Annotated in this window: 15 protein-coding genes and 1 tRNA gene; 5 read left to right on the plus strand and 11 right to left on the minus strand. The window is 57.4% G+C overall.

Annotated features, from left to right (window positions below; translation table 11 throughout):
- Both VB780_RS24070 and VB780_RS24075 read right to left on the minus strand, forming a co-directional pair.
- The coding region (locus tag VB780_RS24070) for a hypothetical protein (RefSeq protein WP_323353724.1) at positions 1 to 229 on the minus strand (229 nt) is incomplete at its 3' end.
- Between the two features lie 70 nt (positions 230 to 299).
- Complete coding sequence (locus VB780_RS24075) at positions 300 to 539, minus strand: helix-turn-helix transcriptional regulator (protein ID WP_323353725.1); 240 nt, start codon at positions 537 to 539, stop codon at positions 300 to 302.
- A 319-nt stretch (positions 540 to 858) separates the two neighbouring features.
- Between VB780_RS24075 and VB780_RS24080 the strand changes: the two genes are divergently transcribed.
- Together VB780_RS24080 and VB780_RS24085 are read left to right on the plus strand one after the other, a co-directional pair.
- On the plus strand, positions 859 to 3,300 hold the full coding sequence (locus VB780_RS24080; RefSeq protein WP_323353726.1) for an AAA family ATPase: 2,442 nt from the start codon (positions 859 to 861) through the stop codon (positions 3,298 to 3,300).
- Between the two features lie 37 nt (positions 3,301 to 3,337).
- Positions 3,338 to 3,622: a hypothetical protein gene (locus VB780_RS24085; protein ID WP_323353727.1), complete on the plus strand. Its 285-nt coding sequence runs from the start codon at positions 3,338 to 3,340 to the stop codon at positions 3,620 to 3,622.
- Here the strand turns inward: VB780_RS24085 and VB780_RS24090 are convergent.
- Both VB780_RS24090 and VB780_RS24095 read right to left on the minus strand, forming a co-directional pair.
- Positions 3,619 to 3,849 carry a type II toxin-antitoxin system HicB family antitoxin gene (locus VB780_RS24090; RefSeq protein ID WP_323353728.1) on the minus strand — a complete coding sequence of 77 codons (231 nt, stop codon included), beginning with the start codon at positions 3,847 to 3,849 and terminating at the stop codon, positions 3,619 to 3,621. The two genes, VB780_RS24085 and VB780_RS24090, sit on opposite strands and share 4 nt — an antisense overlap.
- Positions 3,842 to 4,162: a hypothetical protein gene (locus VB780_RS24095; protein WP_323353729.1), complete on the minus strand. Its 321-nt coding sequence runs from the start codon at positions 4,160 to 4,162 to the stop codon at positions 3,842 to 3,844. The genes VB780_RS24090 and VB780_RS24095 overlap by 8 nt, the downstream gene beginning before the upstream one ends.
- 52 nt (positions 4,163 to 4,214) lie before the next feature.
- On the opposite strand from VB780_RS24095, the gene VB780_RS24100 reads away from it, so the two are divergent.
- A complete protein-coding gene (locus VB780_RS24100; protein WP_323353730.1) occupies positions 4,215 to 4,436 on the plus strand; it encodes a hypothetical protein in 222 nt (73 codons plus the stop codon).
- 81 nt (positions 4,437 to 4,517) lie between these two features.
- Here the strand turns inward: VB780_RS24100 and VB780_RS24105 are convergent, their stop codons facing one another.
- The 6 genes from VB780_RS24105 to rnhA all read right to left on the minus strand — a co-directional run bounded on the left by VB780_RS24105 (position 4,518) and on the right by rnhA (position 11,489).
- Positions 4,518 to 5,549 (minus strand): site-specific integrase, encoded by a 1,032-nt coding sequence (locus VB780_RS24105; RefSeq protein ID WP_323353731.1) that lies wholly within the window; start codon positions 5,547 to 5,549, stop codon positions 4,518 to 4,520.
- A 194-nt stretch (positions 5,550 to 5,743) separates the two neighbouring features.
- A tRNA-Met gene (locus tag VB780_RS24110) sits at positions 5,744 to 5,815 on the minus strand.
- 195 nt (positions 5,816 to 6,010) lie between these two features.
- A complete protein-coding gene (locus tag VB780_RS24115) occupies positions 6,011 to 8,188 on the minus strand; it encodes a peptidoglycan DD-metalloendopeptidase family protein (protein ID WP_323353732.1) in 2,178 nt (725 codons plus the stop codon).
- Positions 8,189 to 9,001: 813 nt separating this feature from the next.
- Positions 9,002 to 9,493 carry a tRNA (cytidine(34)-2'-O)-methyltransferase gene (locus VB780_RS24120; protein WP_323353733.1) on the minus strand — a complete coding sequence of 164 codons (492 nt, stop codon included), beginning with the start codon at positions 9,491 to 9,493 and terminating at the stop codon, positions 9,002 to 9,004.
- A 220-nt stretch (positions 9,494 to 9,713) separates the two neighbouring features.
- The gene (gshA, locus tag VB780_RS24125; RefSeq protein WP_323353734.1) at positions 9,714 to 10,865 is read right to left on the minus strand and encodes a glutamate--cysteine ligase; all 1,152 of its coding nucleotides are present in this window, start codon (positions 10,863 to 10,865) and stop codon (positions 9,714 to 9,716) included.
- A gap of 129 nt (positions 10,866 to 10,994) precedes the next feature.
- Positions 10,995 to 11,489, minus strand: coding sequence for a ribonuclease HI (gene rnhA, locus VB780_RS24130; protein WP_323353735.1), 495 nt, complete (start codon positions 11,487 to 11,489; stop codon positions 10,995 to 10,997).
- A gap of 269 nt (positions 11,490 to 11,758) precedes the next feature.
- Between rnhA and VB780_RS24135 the strand changes: the two genes are divergently transcribed.
- On the plus strand, positions 11,759 to 12,190 hold the full coding sequence (locus VB780_RS24135; RefSeq protein WP_323353736.1) for a hypothetical protein: 432 nt from the start codon (positions 11,759 to 11,761) through the stop codon (positions 12,188 to 12,190).
- Between the two features lie 83 nt (positions 12,191 to 12,273).
- Complete coding sequence (locus tag VB780_RS24140) at positions 12,274 to 14,244, plus strand: DNA polymerase III subunit gamma/tau (RefSeq protein WP_323353737.1); 1,971 nt, start codon at positions 12,274 to 12,276, stop codon at positions 14,242 to 14,244.
- Positions 14,245 to 14,295: 51 nt separating this feature from the next.
- Here VB780_RS24140 and VB780_RS24145 read toward each other — a convergent pair whose 3' ends face one another.
- Entirely contained in the window at positions 14,296 to 14,886 is a 591-nt protein-coding gene (locus VB780_RS24145) for a hypothetical protein (protein WP_323353738.1), read from the minus strand.
- Positions 14,887 to 14,948 lie beyond the last annotated feature (62 nt).

Raw genomic sequence — 14,948 nt, forward strand, 5'->3', positions numbered from 1 at the left:
TCGCATCACACAACCCGTCAACCTCGCCCCTAAAGCGGGCGGGCTGAGAGGCCCGGTAATACTGCCACCCTTGATAGAGCTGCAAGTAGAGCTGGGCTTGAGTCGGCGTTAGGCTGCCCCCCTGGGCATTGGCTTTGCAGGCCAGGGCCTGCAAGCTGGGCTTAATGGAGGTGAGATCGCATGGGCGCGAAAAAGTAGCCCCCGAGGTAGGGGCGGGCGGTTGATTCATAATCGTTTAGTTCCTGTTGCTTATTAGACAGTGAACAAAGGGGGCTAGCTTTGGACGGCGGCCCCCGCTTTTATGCAGGGCTCTTATCAGAAAAACTATCTGGTAGCTCCTCTAACGTTTTGTTGAGCAGCTTGCAAAGCTTTTTGGTGTCGGCAAGGGTGAATTTTGGCTCCACCTTGCCGTGCTCCCAATTCCTTACAGCCTGCTCACTTACGCCAAAGGCATCTGCAAGCGCCTTCTGAGTAAGACCAGCCTCAAGACGTAAAGCCACTAACTTCGACTCCATGTTTGGGGTGTCTCTTTGTGCCATTATACCTCAACTCCAGTTGACCCTCGCTGAAGTTGAGGTAAGATCGCTTTAACCTCTAATCAGCTAGGGGGGAAATCATCTACAGGGGCACTGGGGCTCAATCCGTTCCCCTGTAGACGTTCCATTATCTCAGTTGAGGTAAAGCTGTTTTGCCCTTAAGACACCCGTGACCATGACACCTACAGCACCAGCGGCCCTCCATCCGTATAGGCACTAAAAAACGGCGATCGCCCCCACAGAGCGATCGCCGTTTGTCGTTTGGGGGCCTCGCCCCCTTTTTTATGCCAAGTAGTACTTCAATGCGACCCGAAAGAACATTATGACATTCAACATCAGAGATTTTGTCGAGTTCGACACTAGCAGTAGAGCAGTCTGCCCCAGCTGCGCCCTAGATGGCAAAACCACCAAGAAAAACCTCTCTGTACTAGAGACCGGCGCTTACAAATGCCATCGCGGTTGCACCCCCGACCAAATTAGAGGGGCCATTGGTGCAGAAAAGCCCAGCTCACCACCGCCGCAGACCCAGCCATCAGCACCAGCGGCAAAAGTGCTGGTCAACCCTCAGAAGGTCAAAGAAGCCACCGAAAAGCTACGAACCCAGAGCACTCACGCCCTGAGCTGGCTAATAATGCGGGGCATCGATGCCGAGATGATAGAGCACTACCGATTGGGCATCACCCGCTGCAAAACTGGCGACAGCACCAAGCCCAGCAAATCCTGCCATCTGCCCGCCATTGCCATTCCCATCCCCAACGCCGACGGCACCGCCTATTTCCAAAAGAAGCGCGTGGCCCCCTGGCTCGACGAAGCCGATCGCCCCGATGGCTACAAGGCCTGGAGCCAGTTCGGCATTCCCCAGATGGTCTACACCACCCACCAGCCTGAGCAGCCCAGCGAAACCTGGCTGTGTGAAGGCGAATGGGATGCGATCACCCTGGGATGGGCTGTACGTCATTCCGCCCTCAAAAATGACATACAGGTCAGCTGCTTCACCTGCGGCGCTGGCAACGTGCCCCCCGAACCCGAGCTAGAGCGCCTGTCCGGTGACGTGGTGGTGTTCTACGACCACGACGAACCCGGTAAGAAAGGAGCCGCAAAAGTCGCCGCCCGTTTAAAGGATCGCTGCCGGGTGGCCACCGTCCCCGCCACCGGCGAGGACATTCCTGAAGGTTGGGACATCAGCAACGCCTTATCAGCCGGGCTGTTTGACCAGGTCACCACGGCGGCCACCAACGCCACCTCCTGGGAAGCCCCCAAGGGCAACAACCCGTTGCGGTCTCGCCTCATCAGCAACGACGAGCTGCTGAAGCGCGCCCCCGACTACACCGACTGGCTGGTAGACGACCTGCTCACCGCCGACGAGCTGTTTCTACTGGCTGCCAGCCCCAGGGCCGGTAAATCGCTCATGGCCATGACGCTGGCCAAGGCCGTCGCCACCGGCGGCCGTTTCCTGGGCCGCCCCGTCAGCAAAGGGGCCGTGCTCTACATTCGCTGTGAAGACTCCGAGACCAAAACCAAAGAGCGGGAGATCAAACAGGGCTGGGAGGCCGGTCTACCCGTCTACTGGCTCGACAAATTCAAACTTTCAGAGCTGAACCATTTAGAGGAGCTGGTAGAAGAACTCGGCGTTCGCCTGGTGGTGCTCGACACCCTCAGCCGCATCCGAGACAGCGCGATCAGCGAGTCATCAGCAGAAATGAGCCAGCTGCTAGAGCCCCTGCAAGAGATGTGCAAGCGCCAGCGCTGCGCCGGGCTGCTGGTGCACCACACCGGCAAGGTGAATCTAAACAACGCTGGCGACGTCGATGTCTTCGACACCATCCGAGGCAGCAGCGCCATCAGGGCCACCTGCAGGGGCACCCTCATCCTCGCCGCCGACGAGCGCAACTACCGCCTGGCCGTCGAAAACGGCTGGGGCAAACTCGACCTTCAGATCATCCTCGACGCCAACACCCTCGAATGGCGACTGCTCGGCAACTGGATGGGGCCAAACGTAGACCTCAACCAAAAAGACCGCGTGCTGGCCTACATGAACCAGGTCGCCAGCGCCAGCATCGACCAAATAGCCGAAGCCACCAACCTCCCCAAAAAATCCCTCTACGAAGTGTTAAAGCGCCTCCAGGCCGAAGACATCATCGAAAAGCGTGGCGAGCGCATGCAGGCCGTCTACGTGCGCTGCGGGGCCACCCAAATACCGCTGCTAGAGGAGGCGTTAGCCCTCGACGACGACCCAATTCAACAGCCCCCTCCAGATGATCCAAAAATGATCACTTTTGACCCTAAAGAACCAATTCAACAGATTCAACATGTTGAATCCTTGTTGAATGGCTCAAATCCAGACAGCGTAAAGGATAGAAGGGTAATTCAACAAAAATCCCTAAGCGCCACTTCTCCGGAAAAAGTGATCATTTCGGAGAAAAGTGATCAGAAAAATGATCACTTTTCTGAAGAAGGGGTACCCCCCACACCCACAGACTTGTTGAATCAAACGGCCAAACCTATACAGGGCAAGGGTTTACGAATTCAACAGCAATTCAACACGGATTCAACACAACTTAGCAAAAGTGATCAACAGTGGGTCTACTGCACCGAACTCGAAACCGCTGTAAGGCTTGATAAGAAAGGCATTCACGCCTCTACGGTCTACGTCCCCGGCATGGGCACGCAGCAATTCAACAACGAATTCCTCACCCCCCTCGAAACCCCCTCTGTTGAATTGGAGTTGAACGCTGTTGAATCGGAGGTGGATACCAATGGGTAGACCATCTAATTGGAGCGGGCCCACAACTGCGATCAGAGTGCCAGAGCACCTAGCCCAGCACCTGATCGACATCGCCCGCCAGCTCGACAACCCCGAGCCAGCGAATAACGTACAAAACCCCACAGGCCCCTATCTGCTCACCAGCGAGGGCCAATGTGGCACCTATCGCCTATTTCTCAATCCGCCCCGCGACCTTTCCCCGCTGATGGAGCATGCGATCGGCGAGTACTGCGATCAGGTGCTCGACGAGCTTTCGGAACGCGATCGGCTGCTGCTGGTGGCCCGCCTAGTCGAAGAGATGGGGGTGCAGGTCGATGACTAAGCAGCCACCTCCAAAGCAACAGAGCGCTTGGGCGATGGCAGAGGTTTACCCTCCTCCTGATACCAACCAATCAGCGACTCAATCACCTCCTGCCCCTTGGCCGCCGCCTCTCCATAGGTCTCGCCGTGCGTGTGGAACTTCTGAAAGTCGAAATCTGGAAGGTGCACCAAATAGGCCCCATCCTCCTCAGACCAGACGATCACCATGCTGTATTGCGGCCTATTCAAGAGTCCCACCATCACGACGAAGCAGGTAATCAAGAATGCGATCGTGCTGCTCGGCAGACGCCGCCAAGCTATCTACCCGCTCAGTAAGGCTATCGAGGCGATCGGTTAATTCGTTGAGCTGCCCAGCCGTCAAGCCAACAATCTCAATCACACCGTTGAGCGCCCGCTGAAAGGCATCAGATTTACCAGTCAAAGCCCCGAGTTGTTGAGAGTTTGCCTGAATCTGCTGAGAGTTCGCCTGAATCTGCTCACTGTTGCGCTCCACCAGCGCCTCAATGCGGTCTAACCGACTCTCGTAAGCCTCATTAGTCATAGCCTTGCCCACCAATTACCACTCACTCAATTATCCCTGATACACCCTAACCATGCCTAACAAACTCAACAGCAACTGGGTCACCACCGGCGTGGCCTGCGATGCCCTGGGCATCAGTGCCAAACAGCTCTGGGGGTTTCGTACAGAACTGTTTAAGCAGGGCACCCACTACCGCAACATCGCCCGCCCCCACGCGGCCCGCCCCACCTACCGCTGGCACCTGGCCCGCATTGAAGCACTGCTAAGCTGTCCTCAGGAGGAAAGAGGAGCATGACCTACTTTAAACGTGAAATTGAATTGCCAGGGACGATGTGTGAAGACCGCCTGGTTAGAATTGCTGGCTATTGTCTTGCTATTACTGCCATACAGGCGGTTGAGGCCTCTCTGCTCTCGCCATCAACACCCGATACGCCCGATCGTGAACCTCCTCGCTAATCCACCGGTGGTACGTGCGGCAATGAACGTCTACCCCGTGGCCCATCTGCTGGGCCGCCAACTCCACCGGCATGCCAAACTCTAGCGACCGCACCGCCCAGGCGTGGCGCAAATCGTAGGGGTTAAACGGCACCCCATAGCGCTCAAACTGCCGCGTTACCCGGTGGCCCAGGGCGCTATTGTTGCCCCCCGTGCACTGGGGCAACTGGGGACAATTGAGCCCAAACTGCTCAACCCACTCTGGGTACAGCGGATAAACCCGGTGAAAGTTGGTTTTGCTGCCGTCGAGCACCATCAGCACCGGCATTTTTGAGAAGTCGAGATAGAACAGCTCATGGTTACGCAGCCCATAGGCGGCCATCAGCCCATAGGCCGCCTGCCAAGCCGGGTTGGGTATCTTGCCCCACCATTCGGCTATTAGTCCGTCAGGTGGCACCTCGCGCACCTCCGTAGTCATCGTCGAGTAATGACCCTTCAGCGGCTTAAAATCAACCTCCAGGCCCGCAAACGTGGCCAGCCGCCCCAGACAGTCACACACCCGCTTTCGCGTTCTGGTGTCTGGCGTGGTGGTCTCAATGGTGGCCAGCAGCAGCTGCACAGTCAGCGGCTCGCCCTGAGGCAGCTTGGCAAACGCCTTGAGATAGTCATCGCGCCAGGTCGTCTCAGATTTTGGCGATCGACGGCGGCGGGTGAAGTAGTCGGCCTCAAACGCTGTAATCCAATCGGTAACCGTGCGAGTCTCGCCAGTGGCCCCATAGTCGGCCCAATCAAACTCCCTCGCATCCAGCAGCAGGCCCACCCGCTTAGCTTCCTGCTCTGCCAGCTTTAACCCTGCTGGGTTGGCATGGTGCCCGATAAACAGCCGCTGCTGGTGTGCCCCCTTCGAGCTGCCCGGCTTCGGCGGAAATGTGGCCCGCAAACATAGCCGCTTACCGGCCACCTCAATGCTCACTCCACAACGACCCAGCCGAAGGCGGCTGTTCGCCTGCTTCAATCTGCCCTCAAAATTCATGCGCCTAAAATTCGTCCTAAAAATCTAGGGGTGTTAGGGATGGTTAGGGAGTATTGAGGCGGGTTAACAAAAGTTAAACCCCTCAGAACTCCCGTGGTGCGGGGCTTCTGAGGGGTATTCAGTTCACAAAAATATGGCTCAGGCGTGATTTGAACACGCGACCAAGGGCTTATGAGTCCCCTGCTCTACCACTGAGCTACTGAGCCGTAGCATCGTTTTTTTGTCGGCCAGGGCATTGCCCTATCAGTCAACCAACAGTTAATGAATCTATCACAGAATTAGTCAACATACCAAGCTGTATTCAGTAATTTTTCGGTCAGCAGCGGGCTCTACTGCCCTGGGCATAGTCAACAAAAAGCGGGCCAGCAGCAATGCCAGCCCGCTTTGCTAAATCAAATCAACTAGCGATCGGGAAGGTAAGCCATGGGGTTAACAGTACCGCTGCTGGGCAAGTGCACCTCAAAATGAAGGTGAGGCCCAGTGCTGTAACCGGTGCTGCCCATCTCAGCGATTTGCTGGCCCTGGCGCACCTGCTCACCCTCACGCACCAGCAAACGGCTGTTGTGGGCGTAGCGGGTCATGCTGCCGTCGGCGTGACGAATATCTACCAGGTTGCCATAGCCACCGGAATTCCAACCCGATCGCGCAACAACACCCGGCGCCGCCGCCACAACAGGGGTTCCCACTGGGCCAGCAATGTCAACACCGCGGTGCATGCGGCCCCAGCGCCAGCCATAGCCAGAGGTCAGAGTGCCACGGGTAGGCCAGATATAGCCGTTAGAAAGACGAGGTGCCTCGGGCAAAAACTCGCTGGCACCTGGCATCATCGGCATGCTGGGAGATACGGTCTGCCCCACAGGCATGCTCGGCGCGACCCGATAGGCATCGGCCCCTAGGGGAGCAGCCGCTAGCAGCTGACTAGGAGGAGCTGTAGCATCCACCTGAGCAGGCTCCTCAACCACAGCCTCAACGGCTGGGCTCAGGGCCGCGATCGGCTGCGCCTGATCTACGGCAGCATCGGTAACCGTCCAATCAGACGAAACTGTGGGAGTAGCTAGAGTTTGAGCACCTTCCCTGACGGCTAGGGCCGTCTCGCTAGCAAGTTCAGGGCCACCTACGGCGGTAGAGGCAGTCGCTACCGGCTCAGGACTGTGATACTCCAGAGACACAGCTTCTGGGGACGAGCTGGCGGCACGAGATCGTTCAAGCTCCTGGCGAGCCTCACGAATACGCGCATTCAGGGCATTGCGATCTACCAGGGTGCTATTGGATTCACGAATGCGAGCCAAGTGATCCCGAATAGCCTGCTCGCGGGTTCTCGGAGCAGCAGCTAAGCCATTAGGGGGCAAACTAACCGGTTCTTCCGTAGCCGAAGCCAGAGGAATAGTCAGACTGTCGCCGACTGAAAGAGCTTCGGGCTGGTTGACACTGTTGTTGTGGCTGAGAAGCTCATCCAGGGTAAGGCCATTGCGAGAAGCAATCGACCACAGGGTGTCGCCTGGCTTGACCTGATAGGAGCGTACCGTACCGATCTCACCCGTGGGAGCAGCCGTCGCCCTGGGGGGAAGCGCCGCCGCGGTGAAATCTTTCTTAGCCACTACCGTTGAAGTGGCGTTAGTTACGACAGATGGCGACGGCTGGGTAGCAGCAACAGGCCGCTCACCTTCCTGATAGAGAGGCAAACTAGCAACTGCCTCAACTGGCTCAGACGCATCACTAACTTGCTGACGAGATACCTCACTGACTCGCGCCACCTGCGGGCTAGGAGAAGGGGTTGACTGGACAGCGGCATCCGGTAAAACAGGCTGCTGAACAATTTCTTGCTCAAGAGTGGGGAGCGCAGCCAGAGGAAGAGAGTCAGGGCTGCCACCACTATTCCCCGTCGAGATCTTGGAGGAGAGCTCCTCTAGCTCGGCGTCAGCGAGTTCTTCTTCAGACAGTTCAGCCAGAGCGAGGTCTTCCTCAGACAGCTCATCTTCGCCCTCAAGAGATAGAGCATCTTCCAGCTGCCAAGCTTTCTCTAGCTCATCTACGGAAGGAACATCTTGGGAGGGCAGGAGACCGCTAGCAGATGCAGCCAAATCACCGCCGACGCCCCCTGCGACACCGGATTTAAGGGCCAAACGAGAAATATCAGCACTGGCGGTGAGATTGGTCATTCCTACGGCAGGAACCCGAATAACCTGCCCAGCCCGCAGTACGTCATCACTGGCAATACCGTTAGCCGCTTTAATGGCCTGGACATCGGCTTCGTGCTGAGCAGCAATCTGCCAGAGGCTTTCACCTGCTTCGACGGTGTGATATGCCGAGGATGAAGCTGTCTCGGCAGGCAGTGACTTGGGCGTTTGAGAACTATCTCGACTGACCGCAGGCAAGACAGTCAGGTTGGGGCCATCGGCCGCCAGAGCCAGTTCTGGCTCTGTGAGCAGCGAAGCAGATGCTCCGAAAGATAGGGCTATGCCTAACATGGCTGCCGAGGTTTGCACTCGACGATAACCTCCTGAAGTCTCCGATTGAGCACTGCTCAAACTAGAGGGCAGGCAATCAACTTCAGACTCTTGGGGAACTACGCGTTTCAAGGAACGACCTCCTGTAAACCAGCGCTTAACAACCTAGGAAAATCCTTAAAACTCCATCGACAGAGGTCGTGCCAGAGGCAGGGACTCAACCGAGGAACAGAGTGACAAGGCAAGCTGTTAGCAGAAGAACAACAACGGATCGACAGATTAACGCCTTAGCTAGGTAACAATACCCTGCTTTCGGCAACCTAGGCAAGTTTACATGACTTAACCCGAAAATCAATACCTAGGCGTTCTACGTCACTTCCCTGAACACTAGGCTCGTGACCGGGAATTGATGAGCACAACATAAACGTTTAACCCTAAAAAAAAGTATTTGGCAAGCGTATTGTTTGGGGCTTGACCAAGCCGATCAACAGTAGCGCTTGTGTAGCGCCTGCCCGGGTTTTAGAGCCATGAACTGCTGTGGCTAAGGCCGCAACCCTTGACCCCCAGGCCGGATCACAGACCTGGCAAAGCATAGAATGAGGCCTCTACTACCTATGACAGATGCCGAGGCCGAGACCCCAAAGATAGGCTATACGAATTTCTTATCTTCTCTGCTCTAATTTTGTATCCTTGAAAACCGCTTATTTTTGTTGCTAGCTTTTTTGCTCCGTTTTGCCCTGGGCATGGCCTGTACTGGGGGTTTCACGTTTTCAAATTCAGCAATTGAGGCTCGTTTTCAAGGCTGCGCGACCAGAAACAGGACGCTGGTTCAGGCATTACTTTATGGTCATTAATCATTGTCGCTTCAGCAGTAGGCGACTCGAGATGTCCTTTCTCAACCCCCGACCGGCTAGGAGAGTCTTGATGCTTGGGGTCTGGCTCGCCTCATGCCCCGGCCTCATCAATGGTGGGGCCGGGGTGGAAGAGATGGAGTTGACGTAGCGTCTCGTAGAGAGCGATGGCAGCACTTACCGACAGATTAAGGCTGCGCACAACGCTGCGATCCATAGGGATATAGGCAGTTTCGTCACAGGTAGCCAGCACTGTTTTGGGAAGGCCTGCGGTTTCGCTACCAAACAAAAGCCAGTCGTCGGGGCGATAGGTCAATTCTGTATAGCTACATCGCCCCGAGGTACTAAAGCCGATGGTTCGCCCGCCCCGCTGACGCTGCTGGGCGGAGAAGGCAGCCCAGTCAGGGTGTAGGGTGAGGTCAACCTGGGGCCAATAGTCGAGACCGGCCCGCTTGAGGGCGCGATCGCTGAGGTCAAACCCCAGGGGGCCAACCAGGTGTAGGGGAGTGGTCGTAGCAGCACAGGTACGGGCGATATTCCCAGTATTGGGGGGGATTTGGGGCGTAACTAAAACAATGACGGGCATGGACAGCAAAACCAAAACAACGGGCTAGATCGGAGGACGAGGGGGCTATTTATGACAAAGGTGGAAATGTCTAGGGGATATAGATTTTATTAATACTTTCCTCGGTAGTTTTGCCCTGTTCGAAAATTGACCCCAAAAGGAGGGATCGGGTTCTACTGAGGAAAGCTTTCCTTATGGCGCCTATAAGTAAATGTTTACCCATGGCAGCCCGCGATCGCCCCTAGGCGGCGCAGGGTTCGCACAGATCGCGGGCCAAGCTGCCCTCGCTGGCCGCTACCTCAGCGATCGCATTTTGTATCACCTGCTGCACTGACTGCCCGGCTTCGTGCTGGCGCAGCCACCGCTGGGCCTCGTTGCCTTCCCGCAGAATTTTTTTCACCGGGCTGAGGAAGCAGCTGAGGCCGTTGGCTTTGGCAATCGGCCACACCTCTTCGTAAAGTGATTGGATCCAATCGCTAGCTAGAATTGGGCGGCCGTCCTGCCAGTGACGCAGTTCGGCGCTTAGGCTATCACGGGCAGCAGCCATTTCGTTGGCATCGGTGAGGGCCACCAGATCGTCGTTGCGGCTGGCTTCCGACAGCTCGCTCAGGATCAGCGGGTCTAAATCTGGATTTTGGATCAGCTGAATCAGGCGGGCTTCGAGCAGGGCCGCCACCGCCAGCAGCGCCACGGGGTCGCTGATCAGATCGCAGATGCGCAGTTCTAGGCGGTTGAGGTTGTAGGGGCGGCGATCGCCATTGGGCCGCACCGACGACCACAGGTGGCGCACGTTTTGCATGGTGCCTGCCGCCAGTTGGGCTTCCATCCACTGAATGTGGTGGGCATGGCTGGTGAACAGGGGCACGTGGGCCGGGGTTTTGGGAAATACCTGCCAGCGGCTGGAGTGAGAACCCGTGGCTTTGCCGCCCAAAAACGGCGATGAGGCGGTCAGAGCCAGGTACAGGGGCGCTTCGACCCGCACTAGGCGACAGGCCCGCATCAGGATTTCTGGATCTGAGATACCAATGTTGATATGAACGCTGGCGGTGACCACGGTGGTGCCGTAGGTCTGCTCAATGTAGGCGTGGTAGGGGTTGTTGGGGTCAGAGCGATAGAAGCGATCGGTATCCCCCAGGGCCAGGGTGCTGCCGGGCACCAGAGTGTAGTTGCCCAGCCCCCTGAGGTACTGGCGCAGCTCGTGGCGGGGGCGCACCAGTTCGCACAGCAGTTTTTCGTACTGGCACAGGGGCGGGGTGGTGTACTCGACGTTGCGGCTGTCGGGCTCGCGCACGAAACCATTGAGATCCGCCACAATGCGATCGGAGAGACCGACTACCTCCCCCGCCGGGGTGCCGGTATACATCTCAATTTCAAACCCTTTAGACAGCAGCACGGCATTCCTCGCTAGAGACGGCACTCTATATATATTCAGTCAGTTGATCGCTGTTCTCATACTATCGGCAACCCCGTCCCCCGTTCAGGTGCCGGGGGAGGAGGGTTATAGACCGTTAAGGGAGGACCGCTAGGGGAGGGTCACCGTCGTTAGGGCGATCGCGCGTTTGGCGGCATAGGCGCGGGCAATGGTGTCGCAGCGCTCGTTGCCGGGGTCGCCGGAGTGGCCTCGCACGTAGATCCACTGCAGGGGGCGATCGAGGGTCTGGTTGACCTCGGTGGTAACGCTGTCTAGGGCCTCCCACAGGTCGCGGTTGAGCACGGGCTTTTTGGCCGAGTTGACCCAGCCGCGCCGCTTCCAGCCGGCGATCCACTGGGTGATGCCTTTAAGAACGTATTCGCTGTCGGTGTGAATGGTGACGGGGTCAGTTTGGCCGCTGTCGCGCAGCAGGGTCAGCCCGGCGATCGCCGCCTGCATTTCCATGCGGTTATTGGTGGTTGGGGCCTCGCCTCCCCCGATCTCGTGAACACCGCCATCGACCAGATACAGCACCGTACCCCAGCCGCCGGGGCCAGGATTACCGGAGCAGGCACCGTCGGTGTAAATTCGCTGAATGATTGCCATGGTTTCGATCCCGTCCTTAAAAAATCGTTAATTCAGCCGTGGGGGCTTTACCTGACCGGGGGGCATTCTAAAGCTAAGAGTATTCCATCTCCATAAACGTCCCCTTTGAGGTCGCAACCTCGGCCCGTTGGGCCTATTGCCGAAAACTCTGGATAAGTATCTAGCTGGAACACTCTAAGACCGGATGTCCTCCCCGGACAACCTCCATTCAGGTCATGGGCAGGGTGCACCTACTATCGTCACGGTTGTCTCAACGGTGAAGTAACCCCATGATGCTACGAGAACTAAAAGCTTTTGAGGCTTGCTGGCTAGATCTTAAGGATGTTTATCCCACCAGCGGCCAAGACAATATGGAAATTGCCCACGCCATGGGTCAGCTAGTCGATTGCCTAGCGAAGCCCAACCAGATTGAGCAAGACCTGCCGAACCATTTGCAGGGGCTGTTTCGACGGCTGGCGCTGGCTTATTTTCAGGGCTACTCTGCTGCTGAAGGGCAGGTGGCGGCAACCGTAGTCCCCCTGCCGATTCCCCAGCCCTGTCCCCAGAGCGATCGCCAGCGGCGGCAAGATATTTCAGCGGCGGTCGAACGAGTCAAAGCCCTGGCCCAGCAGACCCAGTCCCGCATATGTGCCGCTCGGGGACAGGTCGCCCAGTGCGCCACCTCGGATATGGAAACCCTAATTATCGAATTTTCCGACTAAGCTGGCCTCAAGCCAGCCCTGGCCTAGTTAGAAGAGTCAGCTTAACCCTCCAGAGATAGGAGCGAGCACGGTATCTTAGTGCTATGGCCTACGAACCGCTGCACCACAAGTATCGCCCCCAGACCTTTGGCGCTCTGGTCGGGCAAGATGCGATCGCAACTACCCTCACCAGCGCCCTCAACCAGCGGCGCATTGCCCCGGCCTACCTGTTTTGCGGCCCCCGAGGCACGGGCAAGACCTCCAGCGCCCGGATTTTGGCCAAGTCACTCAACTGCATTGCCCAAGATCACCCCACCCCAAACCCATGCGGTGTCTGCGACACCTGTCGCTCGATCACCAACGGCTCGGCCCTCGACTTTATTGAAATCGACGCCGCCAGCAACACCGGGGTCGATAACATCCGCGAACTGATCGAGCGCGCCCAGTTTGCCCCGGTGCAGTGTCGGTATAAAGTTTACGTCGTGGACGAGTGCCATATGCTCAGCACGGCGGCGTTCAATGCTTTGCTGAAAACTCTGGAAGAGCCACCGAGCAATGTGGTATTTATCTTAGCTACGACGGATCCTCAGCGGGTGCTGCCGACAATTATTTCTCGCTGTCAGCGGTTCGACTATCGGCGCATTCCCCTAGAGCCGATGATCGCTCACCTGCGAAAAATTGCTGATCAGGAAAACATCGTTATCAACGACGCAGCCCTGCGGCTGGTGGCCCAGGTTTCCCAAGGGGGGCTGCGCGATGCCCAGAGTTTGCTCGACCAGCTCAGTCTGCTAGAGCCCCCAGTAGAAGCTGATTCAGTGTGGGATCTGGTGGGGGCGGTGCCAGAGCGCGATCTGCTAACCCTGGTGCAGGCCATTCTCAGCGACGACAGCACCGCCGTGCTCGACGGAGCCCGCAAGCTGATGGATCGGGGCCGGGAGCCGCTGATTGTGCTGCAAAACCTGGCTGGGTTCTACCGCGATCTGCTGATTGCGAAGACGGCGGGCGATCGCCACGATCTAGTCGCCATCACTCCCCCCACCTGGGCCGACATGCAAACCCTGGTGCAACAATTGGATCCAATTGTGCTGCTGCTGGGGCAACAGCACCTGCGCAGTGCTGAGGTGCAGATCAAAAACACCACCCAGCCCCGGCTGTGGCTAGAGGTGACGCTGCTAGGGCTGCTGCCCTCGACACTGGCAGGGCAGGCCAGTGGTGCCATGAGCGCTGGGCGGGCTGGAGGTGCGATCGCACCTCCGATCACCCCAACGATCGCACCCAGCCCCCCGCCTCAGCCAGCACCGCCAATCGTCAGTCCACCGTTGTCAGTGCCACCGCCCGCCCCTGCAGACCTAGCACTGCCGCCGGAAACTGCCAATGGGGCAGCGCCTTCGCCCACCCCCGCGCCTGCCGCCGCATCAAATTCTCCCCCCAACAATGGTCAAGAAGCGCTGCCCGCCGCTGAGGCCACCCCATCCCCTAACCTGGGGCAGCTGTGGCTTCAGGTGATAGCTGTGCTAGAGCCCCTAGGCACCCGCGCACTGATGCAACAGCAGGGCAGCCTGCTCTTTTTCGACGGCGTGGTGGCTCGGGTGGGCATTAGCTCTAGGCCACTGTTTAAGATGGCCCAGGGCCGAGTCGAGAATGTGGAAGCCGCCTTTCAGCTGGTACTCAACCACAAAGTGCAGGTTTCTTTAGAGGTGCTGCCCGACCCAAAGCCTGAAGCCCCAGCCCCAAACATTTCCCAGGCGCCGGGGCAACAAACCGCCAGCCCCCCAGCCCCGGTGGTTCTTCCGACTCCGCCACCTGCCCCAGCACCTGCCGCTGACTCGCCAACGGTTCCAAGTCCCGATCCGCCGCTCCCGGCAGAGGCAAGCTCTTCCACACCTGCCGCGACGTCACTGCCTGCGATCGCCAGCGACTTCGACCGAGCTGTGAAAAACTTTGCCCACTTCTTCAACGGCCAGGTGGTCGATTTAGACGACGATCTCAACCCAGAACCCGATACCACTGGGCTCAAGCCCTCTGAGGCCGCAGCTAAGCAACCTTCCCACGCCGACAAAGACGTCCCGTTTTAGAGCGCCAAATGCGATCGGTAGAATCGCAACCTATGGATACACCTAAAGGCTTTACTGCACTACAACGATGCGGATGCCATCGCTGGTTTGAATTTGACTAATGCTCCTGATCACACCGCTGCGCTCATAGTCAAAGAACACATCGTCAATGCTCTGGAGCTGGCCTCGGCTAAAGTAGCTGAACCTCACATCGCCGATAGATTGCAGGCGACCACTGTTGAAGTAGCTAAAGCGAATGCCGTTTATATTGCTAACGCGACCATTGCTGAAGTACTCAAATCGAGCCTCGCCAACGGCACGAATGCGGCCATCGCTAAAGGTGGTAACTTCTGTGGTGAAGTCGCGCCGATCGATCGCAATTTGGCCGTTGGCATAGACCTTAAGGCGAGCCCCAGGAACGGTAACAAACGTACCCAGCACATTCCCCAGGGCATCGACGTAAATTGTCTGGAAACCTTCTGCGGCGAGTGCTAGATCCTCCTCCTGAAACTCGAAGTCGGCTTGGGTAGGGTAACTCTGGTTGGCATAGGCCATACCGTCAGGCCATAGACCTGGCAGCAGATCTGAGAACAGACTAAGCCCAATAATGGTTTGCGCGCCAGCAATACCGAGGGCCAGAGTACGAAGGAGAGGGTGTCCCATAGTAGTGATTTTGGCTTATCTTAACCGCTAGGATTTTGTACTGGAGAAGGCCTGCTGGCAAA

The organism is Leptolyngbya sp. CCNP1308, from assembly GCF_034932455.1.
Taxonomy (GTDB): domain Bacteria; phylum Cyanobacteriota; class Cyanobacteriia; order Phormidesmidales; family Phormidesmidaceae; genus Nodosilinea.